Here is a 17,675-nt window from a genome sequence, read left to right on the forward strand (position 1 = left end):
TGATTAAAAATCCTCAGTTTGTCTGGCCAAAGCAAATCAGTATTGCTATTTATTTGGCGCAGAAAAACTAAGGCTAAGCCAATGTCACTTTCTCCCCGCCGCCCAAAAGGACCGCACCTGAACGCGCTGCGCGCTTTTGAAGCCGCGGCCCGCTTGAAGAGTTTTGCTGCGGCTGCTGACGAGCTATCCGTTACTCCGGGTGCAATCACGCAGCACGTCAAATCCCTCGAGGCTTGGGCCGGGGCTCAGTTGTTTGTCAGGAATGCGCGAGGCATAACTCTCACGCCTTTGGCAGAGAAACTCTTACCCGGATTTAGCAAAGCATTCGATCAGCTTGGCGACGTCGTGCAGGAGTTGCGTGCAACTGCACAACCGCTGAAAGTCAAAGTTGCCGCCCTGCCATCGGTTGCGCAACTTTGGTTGGCTCCTCGGCTCGGGAAACTACGCCTTGTCGCTCCGGAGATTTCCGTTTCGGTGGTTGCACTTGAAGCCCCACCAAACCTCGCGCGAGAGCCGTTTGATTTGACACTCTTTTATAGCGGTACGGTGTTGGGAGAAAACGAAATTCCAATCTCGGATGATATCATTTTTCCAGTGTGCGCTCCTGCGGTTGCGGCACGGCTGAATTCAATCACTGATCTTTCGAATGAGACCCTTTTGATTGACGAATCCTGGACAGATGATTGGCAATTTTGGTTGAACAGCCAGCCGGATGGTAACTCCGTGACTCAATCAGGAACGACCCATTCTCTATTTTCCGTAGCCTTGGAGGAAACCCGCCATGGCGGGGGAGTATTGATGGCGCACGAATTGCTGGTGCGCGAACTCTTGGAAAGTGGAGCCCTCGTTCGCCCTTTCGAAGGCTCATTGAAGCTTCCTCGGAAACTTGTAGCCAGGTACACTTCATCATTTCGCAAGTCGCCTGCCTTTGACCAAGTGCTAACTCTCCTCCTGGACGAATTGCACTCAAACACAGCGTAGCAAACGCTCAAGTCGATTAGTGTTACAAGCTCATATTAGCGCCATAGAAAGTAGGTCGGTACAGTTGGATCAACACCCCACCTCATTGCTTAGCAACTTTCTCTTTTTCTGCTCTAATCCAATCCCAAAAAACTCGTACATTCGGTTTATTGAGGTTTTCTTCGGAGGTTAGGACAAAGTAACTTTTCGGCGCCACTATCTCCTGCTCGAAGGGTTTTACTAAACGCCCAGAAGAAATCTCTTTGTCCAACAAGCCTGTATGACCGATCGCGACTCCGCCCCCGTCGATGGCGGTTTGTATCAATGCGGAGTACAACGAAAAACCGAGAGAATTCTTAAGCTCAGGGCCACCAACTTCTGACAGCCAATAGTTCCAGTCCTCGTCCCAGTAGAGATCATACAGTGCTGGTACACTAAGAAGGTCATCAAGTGTCATCCCATCGGGGTATTCGCGCAGCAATTGGGGTGAGCAAACTGGCGTCAGCCTTTCGGACAGAAAGCGCATTGTGACGAACTCGTCAGGAGGCGTCTCCCCATGCCAAATCATGATATCAAGATTGCCGGTTCGGAAGTCTGGTTCTATCAAATCTGCGATGAGTTCGGCTTTGACGTCCGGAAAATGGTTCAGAAACCTTTGGACAAGCGGCAATACCAGCCTTTCAGAAACAACATGCAAAGCTCCAATTCGCATCGGTTGTGCCTCATACTGCGCCTTGAATATTTGCGTCTTTCGTTTGAAGTCACCAAGCAACGATTGAGCGATTTCAAGGTACTTTTGTCCAGCTTCGTTAAGCTCAACCCCTCGTGAATGCCGTTGGAACATTTCAACGCCCAAACCTTGCTCAAGGTTTTTGACCTGATGAGCTATCGCCGCCGACGTTAAGTTCAATTCGTCTGCCGCCTTCTTGAAACTGTTTAGGCGTGCTGCTGCCTCAAACGCGCGCAGCGAATAAACCGGGGGCAAGCTGGGCATACTCTCTTCTTCCAAGTTACATAGAGCTAAATTCAGTGACAGTTACTTCGATTTGGTCGTTTTCCAGACTTGGGAATGGGTCTTCGGACTTTATCGAATTACCAGCTTCGGCATAAATTTTATTTTGTCAATCTCTTGCAACCGACAGTAATTCGATTCACATGTCGAGATTAACAAAAGCGCTTGTTAATAGGAAACAAATTGATACTTTCCATGTGTACTTCTTCCTATCGCGCTATCCATTGAGATACTGCCAATGGGCATTAGCCATAAAATTACTTTGCCAAGACCAAAATCTTCCAGTTTGTCAGGATCGCCTCAAGGTCGGACAAATCATGCACTGTCGGACCTCCCGCATGTGGTGGGCGGTTGAGACAACAGAACATGGGAGGAGTTATGAACTTCAATCATTTTTCTAAGTTTGCCGTAGCAACCGTGTTTGCTACGGGAACGATGCTGTCGGCCATTAACCCGGCGCAAGCAGACGAGCGGTTCACCTTGGCACACCCAATGCCGCCTGAGCACATCTTCCATCCGACTTCCGAGAAGTTCATGGAAGCCCTGGGGGAAGGGTACGAGGTCGAGTATCACCCAGGTGGAGACCTCGGCGACTGGACGTCTTTGTTTGAGCAGTCCATGCAAGGTGCGGTCCCAATGACCATGACCTTCGCGGCAACAGAATTCGATCCGCGCCTAAACATTTTCGCAGCTGGGTACATTGTCGACAGCTGGGAGCAAGCCCGCGAGCTCTATGGGCCTGGCGGCGCTCTTATCCCGGTTTACGACGAAATCCTGGCTGACCTCGATATGAAACTCGTCGGCGTGCTGCCGGTCGACTTTGGGGGCTACGCGATCCGCAAAGGTGTGGGCGAAGTACCGCTGAACCTGCCGGAAGAAGGCAATGGCATCAAAGTTCGTGTGCCTGGCCTGGAAATCGCCATCAAACGCTATGAACTGCTGGGCTTTAGCCCGGTTCCGATGCCATTCTCCGAATTGTATACCGCCCTGCAGCTGGGCACCGTGGACGGTCGTACTTTTGGTCCACCGCCGGAAATCTGGCAGATGCGCGACGTGTTGGAAGCATACGTCTACAGCAAGGACTATTTCGAACACGCCTATTGGCTGGTCAACAAAAGCTGGTGGGACGGTTTGTCTGACGAAGACCGCAGTGAAATCCAAGGCGCGGTAGACACAGCCGTTGGATGGGCCTGGGACGAGGCCCAGAACATCAGTGACAAAACGCTGGAAGACATTCGTGGCGCAGGAATTGATGTCGTTGAGTTCTCACCCGAGCAGCTCGAAGCCGTGAAAAAGATTGTCTACGAGCAGGAATGGCCTTTCCTCGAAGAAATCGTAGGCCCGGAGACAACCGCAGCCCTGAAGTCTGCGGCCGGCATCAACTAACGATGCCTCCTCCCGATTGCCCGGCAATTTGCCGGGCAGTTTTTTATCAGAACAATCCATGTAACGGGGGGAACAAATGACACCCGAAACTACGGGAATAACCGCGTTTGAACGGGGGTTTTTGTTGATCCTCAAATCAGCAATGATCTTCTTTGCGCTTTCACTTGCCATACTGATGTTTGTCACCGTGATCATGCGGTACGGAATGTCCAACCCATTCTTGGCAATCGAAGAAGCCTCTATTTTGCTGGGAATTTGGCTGTACTTTGTGAGCGCCAGTTACGTTACAGGCACGCGCGCGCATATCTGCGGCGGCGCGTTGCATCTGGTCGTTAAGAGCGAAAAGAAGAAAAACTATGTGCGTCTGATGACGTCTTTGATCTGCCTGGGCGTAACGTTGGTCGCGCTGTACTACGCCGCTCAATACGGCTGGTTCACATTCGAACGAGGACGAAAAAGCACTTACTTGCAGTGGCCACGATCAATCTGGGTCGCAAGCATGGTGATTGGTTTTGCCGTAATGGCGCTGTTTTTCCTGCTTCAGACCATGCGCGACGCCATGAAAATCCGAGATTTTAACGAACAAAACGTGACGGGAGAATCCTGATGCTCGCGGTTTCTGTGGCACTCATACTGATTGTCGTCCTGCTGATGCTGGAGGTTCCGGTTGCGTTTGTATTCGGACTGGCATCGTTGGTAATTGTTCTGATCACGGGGCGAGACATCGCCTTCCTCATTCCCTATGCGTACCAACAGGAAAGCAGCTTTGCGCTGCTGGCTTTGCCGCTCTTCGTGATCGCAGGCTCGTTGATGGGGGCCAGTGGCATTTCGGATCAATTGGTTCGATTTGTGAACTCGTTTGTTGGCTCGATCAAAGGTGGGCTTGGTGCTGTCACCATCGTGACCTGTGCCTTGTTTGGCGCAATTGCCGGAAGCGGGTCTTCTGCGATTGCGGCCATCGGATCGATGATGATCCCGCGTATGGTCGAGGCGGGGTACCCGCGCTCATACGCCATTTCGCTCGTTGCCTGTTCCTCAGTTCTGGCCATTCTTATCCCTCCGAGTGTCGCGATGATCCTGTTCGCAATTACGAGTGGTCTATCGGTCGCCGCCTGTTTCCTGTCCACCATCATCCCTGGTGTGCTGATCATGGCGATCTATGTGATCATGAACGGATTTCAGGCACGCAGGTTCAAGGATCTTGAGGTCGAGCCCAAGGTTTCACTTCCGCAGCGCGCCGGAAAGATCTTCCGCGCAACCAAAGGTGCATTTTGGGCCTTGCTGATGCCGGGGATCATGCTGGGTGGAATCTATGGTGGGATTTTTACACCAACTGAAGCTGCCGCTGTTGCTCTGATCTACACGCTCCCTGTCGGGTTCATAATCTACAAGGGCCTGAATATGCGCACGACTACGGATGCGCTTGTCGAAGGCTCGCGCAACACTGGGGCCATCATGATGATGCTGTTTTTCCTGTTCATCATGAGCCGCGCAATGGTGCAGGAGAACATCCCGAAAGATATCGCAGACTTCATGCTTTCGATCTCGGACAACAAGATGGTCATTCTGTTGATGATCAACCTGTTGCTGCTGATGCTGGGCATGCTGGTTGACGATACGGCTGGTGCTGTATTGGCGGCGATTGTTCTGCTGCCTGTGACCAATGAGATTGGTATCCACCCGATCCACTTTGCGGCCATTGTCGGCACAAACCTGGGTCTGGGCAATGTCACGCCACCCTGTGCCCCACTCCTGTTCATGTCCGGTGCGATAGGAGGTCAGACAATTGACCAATACATCAAGCCCACGCTGAAATTCATGCTGATTGGACACCTGCCTGTGGTGTTGCTTGTGACGTACATTCCAGACATCGCGCTGTACCTGCCGCGCACCCTGATGGGGATACTGTAAGTAGCTTGAGGCCTCGTGCTGCTGTGCGCGGGGCTTTCTTGTACGAAATCGACTGAGTAAAGGGACAAGCCATGCCGCTCAAAGATATTCTCGTTGCATTCAGCAATGGCAGCATATCAAAAACCGTTCTCAACTTTGGTTTGTCACTGGCTGACCAGGCAGGCGCAAAGATCACCGCAATTCACGTGACGCCGCCGGTGATGGAAGAAAATCAGATCCTGTCTTGGATGCCCGAACGGCTTATGAAACAAGTGCAGCGTGCTAATGAGGAAGCACCCATCAAAGCCAAAGAGGCGCTTGACCAGCAGATCGGCACGTCCAGAACAGTGAGTTGGCGCGTGGAGTCGGGGGACGTTTCAGACAAGCTTGCCTCACATTCCCGCCTGCATGATCTTTTGATTGTTGGGAAATACTCTGAAACAACCGAAGAATCCGGAACCCATGTTCGGTCGGAGCATATCGTAACACGGTCGGGGCGACCGCTTATTGTCGTACCGCAGAGCTGGAATGCAGAAGGGCCGCTCAAAAGAGTGGTTGCTGCCTGGGACGGCGGGCTGACAGCGACACGAGCTCTGTGCGATCTGCTGCACCTGATGCCATTCATCGACCATTTGGATGTGGTGAGCGTAACTCAGGCGAGCGAAAACGCATCTCCTTTGAAAGAGCTGAAAGAACACCTTTCGCACCACTGCCAAAACTTTTGTGTGACTGCGTTGAAACCCGAGGGGCCAACTACAGGCCAAATCCTAAAGTACTGCCGCGACTCGCAGGCCGATATTCTGGCTATCGGTAGCCGTGGGACCGCCCGTTTGCGCAGTGGGTTGGTGCATGGTGGAACTGGTCGTACGATCCTTGATCGGTCCGAAATCCCGGTTCTGGTTTCTCACTGATCACTTCGAGCGCAGAAACGCCGATGTGCACTTCACTCTGTAGGCGGGCATGATAGTGAGCAGTTTTGTTGTTGCGTTCTGTTCAAAGCGTATGAGCGCATAGACGCATCTTTTTGCGACTTACCATTGCCCGCCTATCAAATAGCGTCAGAAGGCACGATTCCGAAATTTCGAAAAGCTTTATTGTTGCGCTTTGCGCGCTTGGTCACGAAGCCGGCTACAGGTCGATAAAACGCCTCGAAGACGCAGGTACCTTTTGGGAGTTGCAATTGGCCATACTCTTCCAAGAATTGGCTTGGAATTGCGCCCGTGTAGATGGTTGGCATTGCGTGCGCCAACTCAGAATAAAGCGCGACAAGTTCTGTTTTCGCGATTGAAGGAACCGCTGCCGTGTTCAGCCGCACTTGGTTAAAATCAATCGCTTCAAAATGGGCTCGCAGCAAATCCGAGGAGATATTTGCCTTGATGAAATAGTGCGAATTCGCGCTACCTGCGTTGCACACATCTTTGATCCGCCCGGCATTTGCTCCAACACGCTGGACAGCAAAATCCGCTTCTTCCCGCGAGCAAAACTCAAAATCAGGATGCGATCTTCTGAGTTTTGCGATTGAACGCAGATTATCGCGGCGTTCCCAAACCTGGAACTCGCAGGGGATTGAACACGCCTCTCCCTCAAAAACAAAGGACCGCGCTGGAATTGCCAGGCTCGCCACTAAGTGAAATTTTCGGTCCAAACGCGATTGGATACTGTGTTTCTTAAACGTCAATGGAACGATGAAGGCGATGGCGTCGGCGAAGCGCGCTGCTCTATTAAAGAACTGCACCGCCAATGTGGAAGATTGCCCGAAAGGAGGGTTGCCGATAACGAGGCACGCTCCCGTTGTTGCCGGCGGTTGCCATGTCAGAAAATCCGCCTGGTTGATGCCAGCGCATTTCGGATCAATGTCGAGAGCCACACAAGACACACCCAATTTTTTCGAAAATGCGCCTGCCCCAGCCGACGGCTCCACCATCGTCGAAAACTCTCTGTGTTGAAGCTGCTCTTTGGCGAAATTGATGCATGTCTCTGCGACTTTGCTGTCGGTGTAAAATTGATCCAGCGCACGTGCTGTTGAACGAGAGGAATTGGTGTTCATTATTGATGTCCCTACTTGGTGTGCGAGGGACATCGGTTCGGTGCGGAAAATGCGGAAATGTTAGTTTGATGAAAAATTTTATTGTTTGAAAACAATCAACAACGGAGCACTGGGAGAATAAAATTCTCTTCACTGAACCGGGCATGAAGCCAAGCTGCAGGATGAATTTACGCTTTCAGCGTGGCCCTCTCAGTAGATGGGAAGAAGCGCCTCTAATTGACGCCCATCGTTGGCTTTGACGGAAAAAAATGGCGTCACTTCGACTGTCATCGCTACGGCTTTTGCAAGAGAATTTTCCAAGTTTTTCGTGTTCGGAATGGCACTTTTGGGGCGCAGTCCCTGGTGTGAGACCGCGCCCAAAAGGTGCATCCGAACCAAGGAAAGAAACCATGAGATGAGACACTTTAGAGATTCCGATCAGAGCCTTGGTCGTTCTTGGAGACGACAGCAAACAGTGAGAGCATATCAATGCGAAATCAGAACACTTCAGCCACCCGGGCTCTTCTCATTTTCGTCCAAGAATACAATGTGGCACTGCAAAACGCCGCTTTGTTACTCGGCGGATCCCTCGCGCTTAAGCGGGTACAGTTTTTAACCGATCACCTGGCAACGCAGCGCAGTCTTACACGCCGCGCAAAGATGGATTTAATTGCGCTGCATCGACTGCTCACGCTCCAGGATGTCGGTCACCCGGATCGGATCGAAACAGTCCTCTTTGCGGACATAAATCCGGAGGATCCTGTCGTCGAACAGCTGTGCCTACTGTCCGACAGTCTGCTCAATCATATGCGGGCCGTCGATGAAGAGGCAGACAAACCTCTGTTCGAACTCGAATTGGCAGCCTGAGTTGGGGGCCTACACATGACAAGTTCTGTGACCGATCTCCCTTCCCTTCAATTCCTCGCGTATCGAGCAATTCGAACGGGGCGACAATTCGCCGAGGACTGGGTCCAGTATGGACCCGAACTTGCGGAGACAGCGCGTCTGCAAATCCACGATACGTTGGAGCGTCTAATGCAGAGGGACATATTGTCTTTCGAGGATGAAGACGTCTGGACAGCAATCGAAGGTGTAGTGCACACATGAATGAGAAAAATAACTGGCTTCCTGCCAAGCGATGTCCAGCCGCAAACATTACTAATGAGGAAAGGCTGTCTAACCGGCATACCCAATTAGACAAAAACCCCCGCAACTCATTGAGTTTGCAGGGGTTTTTTGAATTAGTGGCGGACCGAGGAGGATTCGAACCCCCGACCCCTTGATTCGTAGTCAAGTACTCTATCCAGCTGAGCTATCGGTCCGCGTTGGTGAGGCGGTATTTAGACCTGCCGCCCGAGACGTGCAAGCCGATTCTTCAAAAAAAATTTAAAAAGTCATGTCCCCACGCGGCAGACTGATTTCAAACACGGTTCCCTCGGGTCCCGTCTCTTTCAAAACCAGATCACCCCCGTGCCCGCGCACCAGCTCCTGCGAGATTGCCAACCCCAAACCAGAGCCACCTTTTCGGACCCCGCCCTGAAAAGGTGTGAACAGGTTTTCGCGTGCTTTGGGGGGAAGGCCCGGTCCCGTGTCACGGATTTCGATGCACCAAGTGTCGTCATATTCACATCCGGCAATGGTGACACGGCCAGGTTTTCCAGAAGCAACCAGAGCCTGTCTCGCGTTGCGCACGAGATTCATGATGACACGGTACAATTGCTCGGGGTCCGCGCGCGCGACAAGCTCTTCGGGCACTTCGTTCGCGATTTCGACGCAGGCGTCTGCAACGGCGAGCTGTTCGCTGGCAGCGACATCCGCTGCGATTGCTCGTAAAGGAACCATTGTCAGGGTGGGTGCGGGCTCTTCCGCGCGGCCAAACGCCAATGTGCTTTCACAAAGGGACACTGCCCGGGTTATGGAGTTCACCAATTTCGGCGCCATCCGCCGCACCAGTGGGTCATCACTGGATTCGATCCTGTCCGTGAACAATTGCGCCGACGTCAGAATATTGCGCAAGTCATGACTGACTTTGGCGACCGCGCCCCCCAGCTGCGCCAGCCTCTCGCGCTGTTTGAGTGCCTGGGTCAGGTCCGTCTGCAGCATTTTCAGTGCCTCCTCGGCCTCGCGCAGTTCTGTCACCTTCGAGTTCGGTGAGATTATACCGCGCGCGTCTTCTGGCGCGCTAGCATAGCGCTGCATGTATCCGACGACGCTTTTGATGGGCCGCACAAGAACAACGCGCACGGCAAGAAACAGAAAAAAAGCCGTGATGATGGAAATAACAAAAGACAAACCGAGAATACGTAGGCCGTAGTCAACCATTGCCGTTCGCAAAGGCATGCTATCCGTGGTGACTTCGATCAGCAGGCCTGCGCCCTTGACCGGTTCTCCAACCACCCGGATGACTTCATTTTCGGAAGTAAAAATCCGTCTGATCGCGTCGCGGATCAGAACCCAGGGGCTCGCATCCCGTAAATCGAACGTGTTGGCAATTGGGTCGGGAATAGGTGACGACAACATCAGTTGTCGAACCTCATCCCGTCGCAATACCACGTTGTAGACGCCTGCATTTGCCAGCAGCTCCGCCTCGAGATCTTCGGCCAGCATATCGTCCGCCAGCAAAGCCAGTGACGCGATCTGAGCGCGTTCAAGTCTGTTCAGCAGAAAATCCTCGCGGAACCGGGCGATCGACGGGACAAAAATCAAGACCTCGGCCAACATAACGAAGACCGTCGTCAGGATCAGAAATCGGCCCGACAGCGAGTTCAAATTGCGCTCCTCTTCAGGTCAGGGAATCCAACGCTGGACGAACCTGACCACCCGTTTAACTGTCTGATTCTCAAACAGCCTTGGCGAGAAATAAGCACCCGCCACGCGTTTGTTAAGCTCTCCGATCGTCGGATAGGGTGAAACCATAGCGGCGATCTGCCCCATCTTCAGGTTATTGGCCAAAGCCAACGACCACAAGTTGATCAACTCACCCGCCTGATGCCCAACGATTGTGACACCGACGGGTCGGCCTTTCATCACCATGACTTTGATGAACCCTTTGGTTTTGCGCTCAGTAATCGCCCGGTCATTGTGGTGATAGTCAAAGCGAGCGATTTCAAGCTTTTCGCCATGCGCTTCGCGGGCCTGAGCTTCGGTCAGTCCGACCTGAGCCAACTCTGGATCTGTATAGGTGGCCCAAGGGATGTGCGCCGTTTTCGCATTGGACGGCAGACCGAACAGGGCCGAACGAATGATGATACCCGCATGATACCCGGCGACATGGGTAAATTGCAGACCACCCGCCACATCTCCGATTGCATAGACACGGCGGTTTGTCGTCCGCAGGGCGTCATCCGTCTTGATGCCGGATTTGGTGCGATCAATTCCGGCCACTTCCAGATTCAGACGCTCAATGTTGGCTTTGCGCCCGGCAGCAATCAAAAGGTGAGAACCCCGGTGAATATCACCGTTTTCGGTAACGACTTCTACCGCGCCTTCTGTGCCGCGAACCTGAGCAACCAGGGCGTTTTCGTGGATGTCGACATCTTCGTTGCGCAAGGCCGCCAGCACCACAGACGCAGCCTCGGGGTCGTCTTTGCCCAAGGCCTTGAAACCTTCGACAACCGTCACCTTGCTGCCAAGCCGCAAATGGGCCTGTGCCATCTCCATACCAATGGGACCACCGCCAATGATCAACAGGTGGTCTGGCCGCTCACGCAATTCAAAGATGGTTTCGTTCGTATAATACGGCACCGCTTCCAGCCCTGGAATGGGCGGCACCAGCGGCGATGAACCGGTCGCAATGACGATGCGACGAGCGGTGACGACATGATCCCCGGCCTGCACCTTTTCAGTGGATACGAACGTACCGTATTCGCGGATCACCTTCACGCCAAAGCCTTCGAACCGTTCCTGACTGTCCATCGGTTCGATCTGTGCGATCACATCATGGACGTGATCGTTAGCTGCGGCGTAATCGATCTGAGGGTTCCTATCTGCAACGCCGAAAATGGCGGAATGCGCCTGACTATAGGCTGCTTTGCCGCTTGCGATCAGAGCTTTCGAAGGAACACAGCCGAAATTCAGGCAATCGCCGCCCATCTTGTGCCCTTCCAGCAGGACAACGTCTGCGCCCATCTGGCTGGCCCCGGCGGCAACGGACAACCCTCCAGACCCGGCACCGATGACCAGGAGGTCGGTTTTCAGTTCTTTCATGGCTCAAGTGTCCCTATTTGCGCGCAGCGCTTTGATAACGATGGGCAAAGCGGCCAATACGCACAACCCGATAATCGGCCCGATCACAAACGGTTCCCACAGCAGCGAGACGTCGGGGGTTTCTCCGCGGTCGAATACACCGCCCAACCCGACCCCGATCCACGTGTACACAATTCCGCCAGGGATAATGCCCAGCGCTGTGGTCAGAAGGAAATTACGGAACTTCACACCGACCAGCGCCGGCACGAGATTGGCAACAAAGAACGGCACGACGGGCACAAGCCGCAGCAGAAACAACACCGAGATTTCGTTTTCCCTCAGCCCGTCCTTCAGCTTCTTGATCGTCCCTTCAGAAGATTCCAACCGCGACGTCAGTGTTGCACCCAACCCCCAGCGTGCCGCCAGAAAGATTGCCGATGCACCGATTGTGGCGGCGACTACATTGAAAACGGTTCCGGCAAAAAGACCAAAAAGAAAACCGCCTGTCATGGACGCCACAGCGGCACCCGGCAGCGAAAAGGCCACTATGACAATGTAAATGGCCACAAAAGCGGCCACCATGACCCAGTAATGATCGTCCCGCCATGCCAAAAGCGATTCTCGATTGTCCCGCAAGGTCTCAAAAGTCAGGTAATCCCCAAGCGTAAAGAAACCGACAACGGTAACGCCAAGGATTACAAGCAACGGAATATGGCGCGCAAAACCGTTGCGCGGTGCCTGGCTTGTTTCGGACATCAGGTTTTCCGGTTCTTTTTGCTTCATCTTGTGCCCAAGATGCGCTGCCCGGCGAGCCAGCAACAGGGGGATCACGGGGCCTTGATCTTTGTGGCAGCGAATGTGAGGGAATCCTGCGATAAACGGGTGTTTTGAAACCTTTTACCGCCGCAGGTTACAGAATTGTTGCAAAAGCTGCGAAAACCCGGCTGTTGGGGTTTGACTTACTCCCCGCTTGGCAGTAGAGGACAGGCTTCGAACACCACGGGCAGGCGAATCCGCGCCGCACCCGACCGCAAAGATTGGAGACGGAGCGATGAAACGCACCTATCAGCCTTCGAACCTGGTTCGCAAACGCCGCCACGGTTTCCGCGCGCGCATGGCCACCAAGGCCGGCCGCAAGATCCTGAACGCGCGCCGTGCACGCGGCCGCAAATCGCTGAGCGCATAAACCGCTCACCGATCAGGTTATGAACATGACGCCGCCGGAGGCCCCTGAGGATGGTAAGAACCACCCCGGGAACACGCCCCCGGCGGCGTCCGTTTGTGTGTCCGATCCTCTGATCGTTCTCAAGAAACGTTCCGACTTTCTGAAAGCGGCGCGCGCGCAGCGGCAAGGCACGTCTTCAATGATGGTGCAGGCCCGCAAACGTGCCCCCGATGAAGCCAACGGGATTCGCGTAGGTTTCACCTGCTCAAAGAAAGTCGGCAATGCCGTGGCCCGCAACCGCGCCAAGCGCCGTCTGCGCGAAGCTGCACGGGCCGTCTTGCCCGAGATTGGCCGCATCGGGTGGGACTATGTGCTGATCGGCCGTGCCGAGGTCACCGCCAACCGCCCCTACGACGCACTGCTGGACGATTTGCGCTATGCGCTCCGTAAGATGCACGCAGCAAGCAAATGACCTTTCTGTCCCATATCGTCGCCCTGCCCGTTCGGGCGTATCGGCTGATCTTCAGCCCATGGGTCGGTTTCAACTGTCGTTACCAACCTACGTGTTCAGCCTATGCGCTTGAGGCGCTGGAGAAACACGGGGCGGTCAAAGGATCCTACCTGACCGCTCACCGAATTTGCCGCTGCCACCCCTGGGGCGGCGATGGCTATGATCCGGTGCCCGACTGCAAGCATCACGACCCCTCATCCTGACCCCTCGTCAGACTTGACCGGTGCGGGCAGCGCCTGAACAGTTGGACCAGTTCTATCCGAGGTCCAGATGACAACCCAAGCGCGCCACACCCTGCCGACCCACGATGTATTGAATCAACCGCCCGCACGCGGTGACACTGATCTTTGGTCGTCTGATCCGGTGCTTCAAGACGTAGTCACCACTTCGGGTGGACGCAGTGCGGAACTGGCTGCGTATGGTAAAACGCTCGGAACCGAGGAAACCCGGGAGCTGGGGCGGGAAGCCAATCGGCACCCACCTGAGCTTCGACTGTTCGATCAAGGTGGCAGGCGTCTGGACGAGGTGCGGTTTCACCCAGCCTATCACCAGATGATGCAGATCAGCCAATCCGCCGGTTACGCCGCCTTGGCCTGGGACGGGAAGCCCGGCGGGCACGCGACTCACGCGGCGATGGTCTATTTGGCCGGACAAATCGAGCCCGGGCATTGTTGCCCGATGACCATGACATACGCGGCAATCCCGGCACTCGTTTCCGATGAGGAAATTGCATCACTCTGGCAGCCTAAACTTATGGCCCGCACCTACGACCCCTCGGTAGAACCTATCGCGCAAAAGGCCAGCGCAACGCTAGGCATGGCCATGACCGAGAAACAGGGCGGATCGGATGTACGCGCCAATACGACAATAGCGACACGCGACGGGAACCATTGGCGCCTGCGTGGGCACAAGTGGTTCTGTTCCGCACCAATGTCCGACGGGTTTCTCACACTCGCGCAGGCTCCTGGCGGATTGACCTGCTTTCTGGTGCCCCGCTGGCTGGAGGGTGAGCGCAATGCAATCCACCTGATGCGCCTGAAAGACAAGCTTGGTAACAGATCCAACGCCTCATCTGAGATCGAATATCACGACACGCTGGCATTCCAGTTGGGAGACGAGGGTGCAGGCGTGCGCACCATTCTGGAAATGGTGCACCACACGAGGCTCGACACAGCTATGGCACCTGCGGGTCTGATGCGTGCCGCGCTCAGCGAAGCACATCACTGGGTTGCGCATCGGAGCGCCTTTCAGCGCCGATTGATAGATCAACCCCTGATGCGCGCTGTGCTGGCCGATCTTGTATTGGATTGGGAGAGCGCACTGACCTTGGGGATGCGCGTCGCGCACGCTTTTGACGGTCAAACACCCGAGGACAAAGCCTTTGCCCGGATCAGTGTTGCATTGGCCAAATTTCTCAACAACAAGCGCTGCCCGGTCGTCGTGGTCGAAGCGATGGAAGTGCTGGGCGGCATGGGTTATGTCGAAGACACCTCCCTGCCCCTGATCTACCGTGAAGCGCCCCTGAACAGCATTTGGGAGGGGTCAGGCAATGTGATTTGCCTCGACATCCTGCGCACCCTTGCGCGCGACCCGCTGGCTGCAGCGGTGTTGCAGGCAGAGCTGGATGCTGCGACAGGCACGGACAGGGAATATGACGCAGCCCTGACGGCACATCGCAACCGCTGGCCGGGCCTGCCGCCAGAGGGTGAAGCGCGCTGGTATGTTGAGCGCACAGCATTGCTGCTGTCGGCCTCGCAATTGCTGCGTTGCGCGCCGGGCGCCGTGGCGGACGGTTTCATTGCCACGCGCCTTACAGGAGATAGCGGCCGCATTCCCGGTGCGGTCTCCGGGCTGGACACTGACGCCCTGCTGGCGCGCCTTGGCTGAACCGCCACTTGCCCGGTTGCACCATCTGCTGTAGGGGCAGCGCATGTTTGACGATGCAGACGATATCCACCCGCTCTTTGCCGGCGCGCCCTCGACCACCGAGTTCAAGAAGCTGCGCAAACGCATCGTGCGCCAGACCCGCGAAGCGATCGAGCAATACGGGATGGTAGACCCGTCCGCGCATGACAAGGACGGCAAACCGCCGCGCTGGCTGGTCTGCCTGTCAGGCGGCAAAGACAGTTATACGCTGCTGGCCGTTCTCTACGAACTCAAATGGCGTGGCCTGCTGCCCGTCGATCTGCTGGCCTGCAATCTGGATCAAGGTCAGCCCGGATTTCCGGCGACGGTCCTACCCGAGTTTCTCGAACGCATGGGGGTACAGCACCGGATCGAGTATCAGGACACCTATTCCGTTGTGGTGGATAAAGTTCCGCAGGGCAGAACCTATTGCGCCCTGTGTTCGCGGCTGCGTCGCGGCAACCTGTATCGCATCGCCAGGGAAGAAGGATGTACGGCCGTCGTGCTTGGGCACCACCGCGACGATATTCTCGAGACGTTTTTCATGAACCTCTTCCATGGAGGCCGTCTGGCTACTATGCCGCCGAAGCTGGTGAATGAAGAGGGAGACCTTTTTGTCTTCCGCCCGCTTGCCCACGTCGCCGAAGCCGATTGCGAGAAATTCGCCAAGGCAATGCAGTACCCGATCATTCCATGCGATCTGTGCGGCAGTCAGGATGGGCTGCAACGGCAGCAGGTCAAACAGATTCTCGATCAGTGGGAAAAGAACAGCCCTGGTCGGCGTCAGGTTATGTTCCGCGCATTAACCAATGCGCGCCCATCGCACCTTCTGGATGCGAAACTCTTTGATTTTGTTAACCTTTCAGTAGACTCCGGCGAAAAATCAGAAAATTTGGAAGAAATACCGCTTCTGCGTTAACGACTGACTCAGACTGGTTTCCTAGGCTCGGCAAACAATCCATGTCCAAGGCCAGGACCCAATGCGGAATCATCCTTCTGTCGACCGTATTATTGTATCTTTGAGAAACGTGGCATACGGCCCTGCCGTTCTTGCTTTTGTTCCGGCAATAAGCCTGGGTGCGTTCTGGCTCGGTGGTGAACGCGCTTTGATCGCCGCGGCACTGGGTTTGCCTTTGACACTTGCCGGCATCGGCGCATTTGCACCCACCCCGGAAAGTAAGAAAAAACAACAGGGTGGTCTGCTGTCGAAGGATCGGTTTGAAACCGTTCTGGCGGGGGTTTTCTCGGATAGCCGCCGCAAGGGTGAAACTTCGGCCTGTTTTGCTGTGATCCTGGATGATTACGCACAATTGCTCGACCTACACGGCCAAGCAGCAGCGAATCACGTGGCACAGCAATTCTGCTCTCGTGTCATGTCCATGATCCGCGCCAATGATTGTGCAACCCGGGTCAGAGGGAACAAGATGATGGTTGTTCTGCATCCTGCACATCAGCTTGATCTGGAAGCCTGCATTCAGATGTCGGGACGAATGCAATCCGCGGTCGAAGACCCCATCATGCTGAACGGAACCGGAGTTTACATGTCCTGCTCTATCGGTTTCTGCCTGAGCAGCAATGTCCCGGACGGTTCCGCGATCGATTGGTGTGAAGCTACAAACAGCGCCCTGCTGGAGGCACAGCAAAACGGGCCTTCAACGATTCGTGCCTTTTCGTCCGGAACACGTCGCAGAGCTCAGGTTAGAACCAATCTGCGCAAGGAATTTGACGCCGCGTTGGAAAGCGGTGAGATCTGCCCTTGGTTTCAACCTCAGATCTCGACAAATACTGGGCGCGTGTCCGGTTTTGAGGCTCTGGCCCGCTGGGAACACCCGACAAAGGGCGTATTGGGCCCCAGTGTCTTCCTGCCCTTTGCAGAACAGGCCGAGTTGATGGGCAGGCTGGGGCAGGCCATGCGGCACCATGCCTTTTCCGCAATGCGCGATTGGGATCAAGCCGGTCTGACCGTGCCGCGTATCGGCGTCAACTTTTCCTCGGACGAGCTGCGCGACCCAGGACTGATCGACCGCCTGAAATGGGAACTGGATCAATTCGATCTGACCCCGGACAGATTGGCAGTCGAAGTGCTGGAAACCGTGTTCTCCAGAGGACCGGATGACGTAATTACCCGCAATGTCACCGGCCTGGCCGCGATGGGATGCTGTATTGATCTTGATGATTTCGGCACAGGGCATGCCTCGATCGCATCGATCAAGCGGTTCAATGTGTCCCGGATAAAAATTGACCGTTCTTTTGTTACCAGGGCGGATCAGGACCCGAGCCAGCAACAACTGGCCAGCGCAATTCTGACCATGGCAGAACGGCTGCATCTGGAAACATTGGCTGAAGGCGTCGAGACGCCCGGGGAACATGCCTTGATGGCACAACTGGGATGTGACCACGTCCAGGGATTTGGTATTGGCAAGCCCATGCCCTTCGAAAAAACCGCGGACTGGATCACATCTTATCGCAACAAGATCGACAGAATGCCCAAAATCGGACGACAAACGGGCTAAAGAACCAGAATAAGCGCCACAGAAGGCCGATCCGTGATGAAATGACGAGCGATTCCGCTTGACCTTTGGGCCTGCACTCTGTTGAACCCAGCGGGTGTCTTTCACTGCTCAAGGTGGCTGTC

17 protein-coding genes and 1 tRNA gene are annotated in these 17,675 nt (G+C 54.8%); 12 read left to right on the forward strand and 6 right to left on the reverse strand.

Annotation, left to right across the window (positions count from 1 at the left end; translation table 11 throughout):
• Window positions 1-18: 18 nt before the first annotated feature.
• Window positions 19-981 (forward strand): LysR family transcriptional regulator, encoded by a 963-nt coding sequence (locus ACR0K5_RS10875; RefSeq protein ID WP_480629699.1) that lies wholly within the window; start codon window positions 19-21, stop codon window positions 979-981.
• Between the two features lie 82 nt (window positions 982-1,063).
• Here ACR0K5_RS10875 and ACR0K5_RS10880 read toward each other — a convergent pair whose 3' ends face one another.
• Window positions 1,064-1,954, reverse strand: a complete 891-nt coding sequence (locus tag ACR0K5_RS10880; protein WP_480629700.1) for a LysR substrate-binding domain-containing protein — start codon at window positions 1,952-1,954, stop codon at window positions 1,064-1,066.
• Between the two features lie 396 nt (window positions 1,955-2,350).
• On the opposite strand from ACR0K5_RS10880, the gene dctP reads away from it, so the two are divergent.
• The 4 genes from dctP (at window position 2,351) to ACR0K5_RS10900 (ending at window position 6,159) form a co-directional block, all read left to right on the forward strand.
• A complete protein-coding gene (gene dctP, locus ACR0K5_RS10885) occupies window positions 2,351-3,358 on the forward strand; it encodes a TRAP transporter substrate-binding protein DctP (RefSeq protein WP_480452743.1) in 1,008 nt (335 codons plus the stop codon).
• A 142-nt stretch (window positions 3,359-3,500) separates the two neighbouring features.
• Window positions 3,501-3,965 (forward strand): TRAP transporter small permease, encoded by a 465-nt coding sequence (locus ACR0K5_RS10890; RefSeq protein ID WP_480629701.1) that lies wholly within the window; start codon window positions 3,501-3,503, stop codon window positions 3,963-3,965.
• Complete coding sequence (locus ACR0K5_RS10895) at window positions 3,965-5,269, forward strand: TRAP transporter large permease (protein ID WP_480629702.1); 1,305 nt, start codon at window positions 3,965-3,967, stop codon at window positions 5,267-5,269. Before ACR0K5_RS10890 ends, ACR0K5_RS10895 begins: the two co-directional genes overlap by 1 nt.
• Before the next feature lie 71 nt (window positions 5,270-5,340).
• Window positions 5,341-6,159 carry a universal stress protein gene (locus ACR0K5_RS10900; protein WP_480629703.1) on the forward strand — a complete coding sequence of 273 codons (819 nt, stop codon included), beginning with the start codon at window positions 5,341-5,343 and terminating at the stop codon, window positions 6,157-6,159.
• A 137-nt stretch (window positions 6,160-6,296) separates the two neighbouring features.
• On the opposite strand, the gene ACR0K5_RS10905 is transcribed toward ACR0K5_RS10900, so the two are convergent.
• Window positions 6,297-7,295, reverse strand: coding sequence for a hypothetical protein (locus ACR0K5_RS10905; protein ID WP_480629704.1), 999 nt, complete (start codon window positions 7,293-7,295; stop codon window positions 6,297-6,299).
• Window positions 7,296-7,763: 468 nt separating this feature from the next.
• On the opposite strand from ACR0K5_RS10905, the gene ACR0K5_RS10910 reads away from it, so the two are divergent.
• Complete coding sequence (locus tag ACR0K5_RS10910; protein ID WP_480629705.1) at window positions 7,764-8,141, forward strand: hypothetical protein; 378 nt, start codon at window positions 7,764-7,766, stop codon at window positions 8,139-8,141.
• Between the two features lie 378 nt (window positions 8,142-8,519).
• On the opposite strand, the gene ACR0K5_RS10915 is transcribed toward ACR0K5_RS10910, so the two are convergent.
• From ACR0K5_RS10915 to ACR0K5_RS10930, 4 genes are all read right to left on the reverse strand, one after another.
• A tRNA-Arg gene (locus tag ACR0K5_RS10915) sits at window positions 8,520-8,596 on the reverse strand.
• Window positions 8,597-8,660: 64 nt separating this feature from the next.
• Entirely contained in the window at window positions 8,661-10,043 is a 1,383-nt protein-coding gene (locus ACR0K5_RS10920) for a sensor histidine kinase (RefSeq protein ID WP_480629706.1), read from the reverse strand.
• An 18-nt stretch (window positions 10,044-10,061) separates the two neighbouring features.
• A complete protein-coding gene (locus tag ACR0K5_RS10925) occupies window positions 10,062-11,480 on the reverse strand; it encodes a dihydrolipoyl dehydrogenase family protein (protein ID WP_480629707.1) in 1,419 nt (472 codons plus the stop codon).
• A 3-nt stretch (window positions 11,481-11,483) separates the two neighbouring features.
• A complete protein-coding gene (locus tag ACR0K5_RS10930; RefSeq protein WP_480629796.1) occupies window positions 11,484-12,215 on the reverse strand; it encodes a TVP38/TMEM64 family protein in 732 nt (243 codons plus the stop codon).
• A gap of 295 nt (window positions 12,216-12,510) precedes the next feature.
• Between ACR0K5_RS10930 and rpmH the strand changes: the two genes are divergently transcribed.
• From rpmH to ACR0K5_RS10960, 6 genes are all read left to right on the forward strand, one after another.
• Entirely contained in the window at window positions 12,511-12,645 is a 135-nt protein-coding gene (rpmH, locus tag ACR0K5_RS10935) for a 50S ribosomal protein L34 (protein WP_005980833.1), read from the forward strand.
• A gap of 25 nt (window positions 12,646-12,670) precedes the next feature.
• Window positions 12,671-13,096: a ribonuclease P protein component gene (gene rnpA / locus ACR0K5_RS10940; RefSeq protein WP_480629708.1), complete on the forward strand. Its 426-nt coding sequence runs from the start codon at window positions 12,671-12,673 to the stop codon at window positions 13,094-13,096.
• Entirely contained in the window at window positions 13,093-13,338 is a 246-nt protein-coding gene (gene yidD / locus ACR0K5_RS10945) for a membrane protein insertion efficiency factor YidD (protein ID WP_480629709.1), read from the forward strand. The genes rnpA and yidD overlap by 4 nt, the downstream gene beginning before the upstream one ends.
• 67 nt (window positions 13,339-13,405) lie before the next feature.
• A complete protein-coding gene (locus ACR0K5_RS10950; protein ID WP_480629710.1) occupies window positions 13,406-15,022 on the forward strand; it encodes an acyl-CoA dehydrogenase family protein in 1,617 nt (538 codons plus the stop codon).
• A gap of 43 nt (window positions 15,023-15,065) precedes the next feature.
• Window positions 15,066-15,959 carry a tRNA 2-thiocytidine(32) synthetase TtcA gene (gene ttcA / locus ACR0K5_RS10955; protein ID WP_480629711.1) on the forward strand — a complete coding sequence of 298 codons (894 nt, stop codon included), beginning with the start codon at window positions 15,066-15,068 and terminating at the stop codon, window positions 15,957-15,959.
• A gap of 61 nt (window positions 15,960-16,020) precedes the next feature.
• Window positions 16,021-17,553 carry a putative bifunctional diguanylate cyclase/phosphodiesterase gene (locus ACR0K5_RS10960; RefSeq protein ID WP_480629712.1) on the forward strand — a complete coding sequence of 511 codons (1,533 nt, stop codon included), beginning with the start codon at window positions 16,021-16,023 and terminating at the stop codon, window positions 17,551-17,553.
• Window positions 17,554-17,675: the final 122 nt, after the last annotated feature.

It is taken from the genome of Ruegeria sp. AB9 (genome assembly GCF_056542585.1).